5 protein-coding genes and 1 pseudogene are annotated in these 7,179 nt (G+C 45.7%); all 6 read left to right on the top strand.

Annotated features, from left to right (window positions below; genetic code table 11):
* Window positions 1-203: 203 nt before the first annotated feature.
* Complete coding sequence (locus tag ABD915_RS05625; protein WP_345116409.1) at window positions 204-386, top strand: hypothetical protein; 183 nt, start codon at window positions 204-206, stop codon at window positions 384-386.
* Between the two features lie 184 nt (window positions 387-570).
* Window positions 571-780 (top strand): annotated as a pseudogene (locus ABD915_RS05620) (hypothetical protein); the annotation flags it as partial.
* A gap of 182 nt (window positions 781-962) precedes the next feature.
* Window positions 963-2,288, top strand: a complete 1,326-nt coding sequence (locus tag ABD915_RS05615) for a PBSX family phage terminase large subunit (RefSeq protein WP_345116357.1) — start codon at window positions 963-965, stop codon at window positions 2,286-2,288.
* Complete coding sequence (locus ABD915_RS05610; RefSeq protein WP_345116354.1) at window positions 2,288-4,132, top strand: portal protein; 1,845 nt, start codon at window positions 2,288-2,290, stop codon at window positions 4,130-4,132. Before ABD915_RS05615 ends, ABD915_RS05610 begins: the two co-directional genes overlap by 1 nt.
* A gap of 58 nt (window positions 4,133-4,190) precedes the next feature.
* Window positions 4,191-5,006, top strand: a complete 816-nt coding sequence (locus ABD915_RS05605; RefSeq protein WP_345116351.1) for a hypothetical protein — start codon at window positions 4,191-4,193, stop codon at window positions 5,004-5,006.
* Between the two features lie 866 nt (window positions 5,007-5,872).
* Entirely contained in the window at window positions 5,873-6,991 is a 1,119-nt protein-coding gene (locus ABD915_RS05600; protein ID WP_345116348.1) for a N4-gp56 family major capsid protein, read from the top strand.
* Window positions 6,992-7,179: the final 188 nt, after the last annotated feature.

Genomic DNA, 7,179 nt, shown 5'->3' with positions numbered 1-7,179 from the left:
AACAGTGCGTAGAGCAGATCTTTTTGAAGATAAAACCCAAAAGTAAGCGCTCGAGGGAACTCTCTTTTTAATCAAGATATCTTATTTGATCATAAGATCTTACCATGATGACCGTTTAGGGATGACCGCTTAGGGATGACCGCTTAGGGATGACCGCTCAAATCGCTTTTATTCCAAAATTTGAATTTGTTTTTTGAGAAAAGTTGATCTGTGTGCTGCTTGTTGCTGTTTTTGCGCTTCTCGCAAAGGTTTTGCCTCTGCAACTGACTGGAGAGGGAGGAGAGGCGGTTCAAACAGTCTCACGTGTTGAAATTGTGCCGGTGATCGCAAAGGATAAGGTGCCTGAAAAAGAGAATAATACGGTGCTTAAGGAGCGCGGATCTTGAGATTATACTGCTTGGGGCATTTTGTTTGGAGATTGTAGAGTTTTAAGACTGTAGTGTTCGGTGGGCATGTTTCTTGGAGAGCATGGTGTGGGAGGATTGTTATTGTTTTGTCTCTCTTGAAGTGCGTTTGGTTCCTTCATGATGCAAAGCAAATTTTTTGAGATACGTGAAAAGCTTTTCGTTGCAAGCAGGCTACCACTATGGTGAAGAGGGGTTGGTGTCTTATCTTCAATATCATGCACTTAATAATCCTGTGCCCTTCTTCTCGCTTCTCGCAAAGGTTTTGCCTCTGCAACTGACTGGAGAGGGAGGAGAGGCGGTTCAAACAGTCTCGCGTGTTGAAATTGTGCCGGTGATCGCAAAGGATAAGGTGCCTGAGGGATATCAATCCTGAAGAGTGTTGTGTTGTCTTCGGAATTGTGGAGCTTGGGGTGGGTTTCCTTGAGGAGGATAGCTTTGGCACCTTGGTATCTTGGCACCTTGGTACATTGGTATCTTGGTTTCTGGTGAGCGTGGTGCTGGGAGGTATGAGGTCTGGAGATCATGGTGTGTGAGAATGATCGTATTTGAGGATTCATGACAACTGCACAAATTGCTCTTATTCCAAAGCTTATTCCTGTTTTCGCTGGAAAGGCCGATGTGCGTGCCGCTTGGGGAGGAAGGGGCTCCGGAAAAACACGCTCCTTTGCTCTTATGTCTGCTGTGCTTGGATATCGGCATGGAAAAGCTGGAGAACGCGGCATTATTCTGTGTGCGCGGCAATACCAAAATTCACTCAATGAAAGTTCATTGGAAGAAATTAAACGCGCTATTGAAGCCTATCCTTTCCTAAAAGAATATTATGAGGTGGGCGATAAGTATATCAAGTCAAAAGATGGACGTATCGTATACGTTTTTGCTGGGCTTGATCGCAATATTGCAAGTATTAAATCAATGGGGCGGGTTTTTCTCTGCTGGGTGGATGAGGCAGAGCCCGTCACTGAGACCGCTTGGCAAACCCTTATTCCAACTTTGCGTGAAGAAGGAAAAGATTGGAATGCTGAATTATGGGTGACATGGAACCCTTGCCGTGAAAATGCCCCCGTTGAAAAACGCTTCCGAAATGTCGATGATCCTAATATCAAAGCGGTGGAAATCAATTGGCGCGATAATCCGCAATTTCCTGAAAAACTTAATCGAGATCGAAAGGCGGATTTGGCTCAAAGACCCGAACACTATAACCATATTTGGGAAGGCGAATATATGCAAGCTGTGCAAGGCGCTTATTACCAAAAAGCACTGCTTGAAGCAGAACAGGAAGGACGTATTACTACTGTTCCGCGTGACCCGCTGATGCAGGTCAAAATCTTTTGGGATATCGGGGGAACAGGCGCAAAGGCAGATGCTACCGCCTTGTGGGTGGCACAGTTCGTCGGGCGTGAAATCCGCGTGCTCGATTATTATGAAGCACAAGGACAGCCTCTCTCAGAGCACGTGGGATGGGTGTTTCAAAGGGGATATGATAAGGCTTTGATGGTCTTGCCGCATGATGGGGCAACAAAAGATCGCGTTTATAATGTGAGCTTTGAAAGTGCTCTCCAACAGGCGGGGTTTCAAACAAAAATAATTCCTAATCAAGGACTCGGAGCGGTTAAAATGCGCATCGAAGCCGTAAGACGCTTGTTTCCTGCTATATGGTTTAATCGCGATACAACAGGCGCAGGGCGAAAAGCGCTCGCTTGGTATCACGAAAAACGAGACGAACAACGCAATATTGGTTTGGGTGCAGAACATGATTGGGCTAGCCATGGCGCCGATAGCTTCGGACTCATGTGTGTGGCTTATGAACAGCCAAATGTGCGACCGCAAAAAAAATTCTATCGTTCTTCTCACAAGTCTCAAACTTCATGGATGGCCTTTTAATGAAAACTTCTACAGATTCTTTTGATCCAATCGAGCCGCTTGAATATCAAGCGCTCTTTAAAAAACTCGTGGGATGGTATCAGGATGATATTGCACATGTCGAACAATGGCGAAAAAACGCACAAGAAGACTACGACTTTTACAATGGACGGCAATGGAATGAGCAAGATCTTGCCGTGTTGCGCGAACAAAATAGACCGGTTATGACTTTTAACCGTATTGCGCCTTTGATTAATGCTGTGATTGGAGCTGAGCGCAATAATAAACGACAAGTGCAATTTATTCCACGACAAGAAGGTGCCGCATTCGCTAATGAAATCCTCACCGGAGCAGCGGAATGGTTTCGTGATGAGGCTGATGGAGAATATGAAGACTCCGATGCTTTTCAAGATGCCATTATTTGCGGAATGGGCTGGACAGATACACGCCTGGATTATGAAGAAAACCCACAGGGAAAACCCGTCATTGCTCGATTGGACCCAATGAAAATGGTCTGGGATGCCAGTGCCGTGAAGCCTAATCTTATCGATGCTCAGCGTGTCTGGTATATCGATGAAAAACCCCTAGCCGTTGCTCAGGAAATGTTTCCCAATGTCCATTGGAGTGATCTTAATGCGGATTGGGTGAAAAATCATAGCGTTTTGCATCAAATGAACAATGGCGATATGCAAAACTATGGCGTAAATGCTGATGAGGAAAGCTGTTTTCACAGCCCTAAAATGGTCACTTTGGCTGAATGCCGCTGGTTCGAACGTGAGGTCGTTTATAAAGTCCTCGATCCGCTCACCGGAAGGTTTACCGATTATTCTGAGCCAGAGTTTCAAAGCTTATGTAAAGAGTTTCCTACCCTCCAAGCAACAAGATTAACCAGAAAAATTGTCAAACGTGCCTTTTTGGGAAAAAAATTGCTCGATGCTCCTGATAAGCCCTTGGTGCCGCCTAATCAATTGGGATGGGAGTGTATTACCGGTACTTTTGATAAGTTGAGTAGACAGTTTTATGGCATTGTCAAACCAACAAAAGATCCACAACGATGGGCGAATAAGTATTTTAGTCAAGTGATGCATCTGCTGAATAGCCAGTCAAAAGGTGGAATCATGGCTGAACGCGATGCCTTCGATGATGATCGTCAAGCTATCGAAAGTTGGGCGAGAGCAGACAGCATTACTTGGCTGAAAAGTGGTGCCGTTTCAGGGGGAAGAATCCAGCCTAAACCCGTTGCGCAATTCCCGCAAGGATTCTTTCAGCTGTTTAATGAGGCAAAAAGCGCAATCGAACAAGTTACCGGATTGTCTTCTGAATTTGTGGGAACAAGAGCGGTCAATCAACCTGGGATTCTCGAACAACAACGTCGCCAATCTTCACTCAATCTGTTGGCTTCTTTCTTTGATGGATTGCGTCGCTATCGACAACGACAGGGGAAAATTATTCTCTACCTTATTCAAAATTATCTCTCCGATGGGCGTTTGGTGCGCATCGCGGGTGATGAAAATGCCCAGTATGTCCCATTAACACGCGAAATGATCACCAGTTTGGAATATGATATTGTGGTCGATGATGCTCCAACTAGTCTTAATGAAAAAGAGCGCACTTTTGCAATTATTATGCAATTGTTGCCGGTGATGCAGAATTTTACAACACCAGAAATTATGCTCGATCTCTTGCGATATTCACCTTTGCCAGCATCGCTTATCCACAAAATCGCACTCAAAGCGCAAAAACAGAGCGCTCTTGAGGAGGAGCAAAATGCCCGCTCGCAACACAGTGGTAATGCTGGAGAAAATCTAAGTGCGGGGGCGGAGCAGATGATGCAGTCCATTATGCAGATGGCAAATACGCAATAAACCACTTCACTGGAAAAAAACTATCATCTTAATGTCTTAAAAGAGAAAGCATACCCATATGAATCAAGAACACTTAACGCCAGAAGAACAAAACCAATTGAATCAGGATTTTCTTTCCACCACCAAAACGGGAGAAGACACCAAAATTGAAGGCGGAGAAAAAGCAAAAAAACTTGAAGGGAATTTCGAAGGGTATCAGCAAGAATATCAACAGCAAGACACAGCAGCAGAGCGCGCAGCAGCAGAAGGCGCACAACCGAAAGATATCCAAGGTGCAGATGGTGGCGATGCACCGCCAGACCCGCAAAAAGATTTTATGGGGTATATGCAATGGTTGGGGAAAACACTCCATAAACAGGGATTGTTGCATGCTAAACAACAACCTGATGCACCTGTCCGTGAAGCAGAACAGTTGTATTCTTTCTACCAACAGTCTGTGAGTGCTGTTAAACAAAAACATCATGACTTCGATCAAGCTGCTGACTTTATTTATGATACGCGTGCTAAACAATTGGCTGCTTGTGCTGCGCTCTATCCAGAAATGGCTGATCCAAAAGTCGTTGATGAAGTGATTGGCAATGAATTGAAACAGATCTTGCGCGATTGCGCAAAAAAAAATCAAAACCCTGCCGAAGTGATCTACATGATTGCGCAAAAAATTGGCTATACATCATCACAAAGTAATACTGTGGAAAATTTGCAAGAAAGGCATAATTCTGCTCGCACACTTGCTGCTTATAACGGTTTAACTCCTGGGGGACCTATTTCTTTGGATATGCTCGATAAAATGTCAGAAGCAGAATTTAGCTCTTGGGTCAATGATCCCAAAAATAAGGCTGCTTTTAACCGTTTAATGGGCGGTGGAGACCTCTAAAGCAGGCATGCATGGCGATTTTGCCAAGTAGGTATGTGTGTGGGGGGGGAATCTCTAGGGTTTAAGCGTGGTGCAGGGGACTTTGGAGGGAATGCTCGTTGTGGAGGGAACCCTCCACGGGGAATGTTGTCTGAGGGACTTTTCCAAGTAGCTATATGTGTGGGGGGCATTTCTGAAAGCAGGAAGGCACGAGAGGAAATCTCTAGGGTTTAAGCGTGGTGCAGGGGACTTTGGAGGGAATGCTCGTTGCGTGGGGACCTCTCACGGGGGAGTGTTGTCTGAGGGATTTTTCCAAGTGGGTATATGGTGCAGGCATTTCTGAAAGCAGGAAGGCACGAGAGGAAATCTCTAGGGTTTAAGCGTGGTGCAGGGGACTTTGGAGAGAATGCTCGTTGTGGAGGGAACCCTCCACGGGGAATGTTGTCTGAGGGACTTTTCCAAGTAGCTATATGTGTGTGGGGCATTTCTGAAAGCAGGAAGGCACGAGAGGAAATCTCTAGGGTTAAGTGTGGTGCAGGGGACTTTGGAGGGAATGCTCGTTGTGGAGGGAACCCTCCACGGGGGGAGCATTGTCTGAGGGACTTTTCCAAGTAGCTATATGTGTGGGGGGCATTTCTGAAAGCAGGAAGGCACGAGAGGAAATCTCTAGGGTTTAAGCGTGGTGCAGGGGACTTTTGAGAGAATGCTCGTTGTGGAGGGAACCCTCACGGGGAATGTTGTCTGAGGGAATCTCAAAGGGGGGAGAAGCAAAAGCTATCAATAAACAGAAGTCAAAATAACCGATACATCGTCTGCAAAGAGATGTGGAGTAGCAATAACCGGCGCTTTGCCGGGTTTTTTATGTCAATAATCGTTAAGAGGATAAAATGACCGTAACTTATATCGGACTCAATGACCCAATGGCTGTGCGCACATGGTCTAAATTACTGAATCAAGAAGTTTCAAAAGCAATCCCTATTGCTCCGTTGATCGGGAATGATTCAAATAGTATCATACAATTAAAAGATGAAACCAATAAAGCAAGTGGTGATGCAATTAGCTTTGGCTTGCGGGTGCAATTGCTGGGCGATGGGGTGAGTGAAGGACAGACCCTTGAAGGAAATGAAGAAGCTCTGCAATTTCTCAATGACCGCTTGGCAATTAACGAGCTCGTTCATGCTGTGCGGGTCAAAAATGAAGGCACTATCGATCAGCAACGCATTCTCCATGATTTGCGTACCGAAGCCAAAAATGGCTTGGTCGATTGGTATGCTGATCGTCTCAGCATGATGTTCTTCATTCAAGTGTGCGGATATACCGCAAAAACAATCAACTTTGAAGGACGCACGATTACACTTAAACCCGTTCATTACGGATTTAATGCACCAACCGCACCAACCGATAAACGTGTCGTGCGACCCAATGGAAAAACAAAAGATGAAGATTTAAAAGCAAGCGATGTGTTTGATCTTAAGCTCATCGATAAAGCCGTCGAACGCGCTAAATTGGCAAATCCAAAAATTAGACCCGTGCGCGTCGAGGGCGAAAATGTCTATGTGCTCTATCTGCATCCAACACAAGTGACGCAATTGCGAACCAATACAGATGCCGGGCAGTGGCTGGATATTACAAAGGCAATCTATAGTGGAAGCCGCATCAAAAACCCTCTCTATGATGGTTCTTTGGGAATGTATAATGGCGTTGTTTTGCGTGAAGCTGAACATGTTACAGAAGGTGTCGAGGCAGGCACAACAGAAAAAGCTGTGCCAAATGTGCGGCGTGCTGTGCTCTTGGGAGCGCAAAGTGCCGTCATTGCTTTCGGTAAAGACCGTGGGGCAACACGCTATAAATTGGTCGAAGAGCTCTTCGACTATGAACGCGAATTCGGTGTGGCGGCTAAAACCATTATCGGTATGAAAAAAACCCGATACGATTTGCCAAGAAGTACGCAAGGGGCACAGGATTTCGGTACGATCGTGATCCCAACTTATGGTGCGCCTGCTTAAATGCGGGTTGAAAGCTTGTAAAATCTCCCTGCCAACAGAACAACTCTCGTTGGGAGGGGGAAATCCCTTTCGCAAACCAAAGGGCGCAGGATTTCGGTACGATCGTGATCCCAACTTATGGTGCGCCTGCTTAAATGCGGGTTGAAAGCTTGTAAAATCTCCCTGCCAACAGAACAACTCTCGTTGGG

It is taken from the genome of Bartonella jaculi (assembly GCF_039543045.1).
Taxonomy (GTDB): Bacteria; Pseudomonadota; Alphaproteobacteria; order Rhizobiales; family Rhizobiaceae; genus Bartonella; species Bartonella jaculi.
This window is presented reverse-complemented; position numbering and strand designations above follow the sequence as displayed.

Excerpts from the sequence above, each read along its gene's own strand:
- ABD915_RS05605 (WP_345116351.1), top strand. The coding sequence starts at position 4,191 with ATGAATCAAGAACACTTAACGCCAGAAGAACAAAACCAATTGAATCAG.
- ABD915_RS05615 (WP_345116357.1), top strand. The coding sequence starts at position 963 with ATGACAACTGCACAAATTGCTCTTATTCCAAAGCTTATTCCTGTTTTC.
- ABD915_RS05600 (WP_345116348.1), top strand. The coding sequence starts at position 5,873 with ATGACCGTAACTTATATCGGACTCAATGACCCAATGGCTGTGCGCACA.
- ABD915_RS05610 (WP_345116354.1), top strand. The coding sequence starts at position 2,288 with ATGAAAACTTCTACAGATTCTTTTGATCCAATCGAGCCGCTTGAATAT.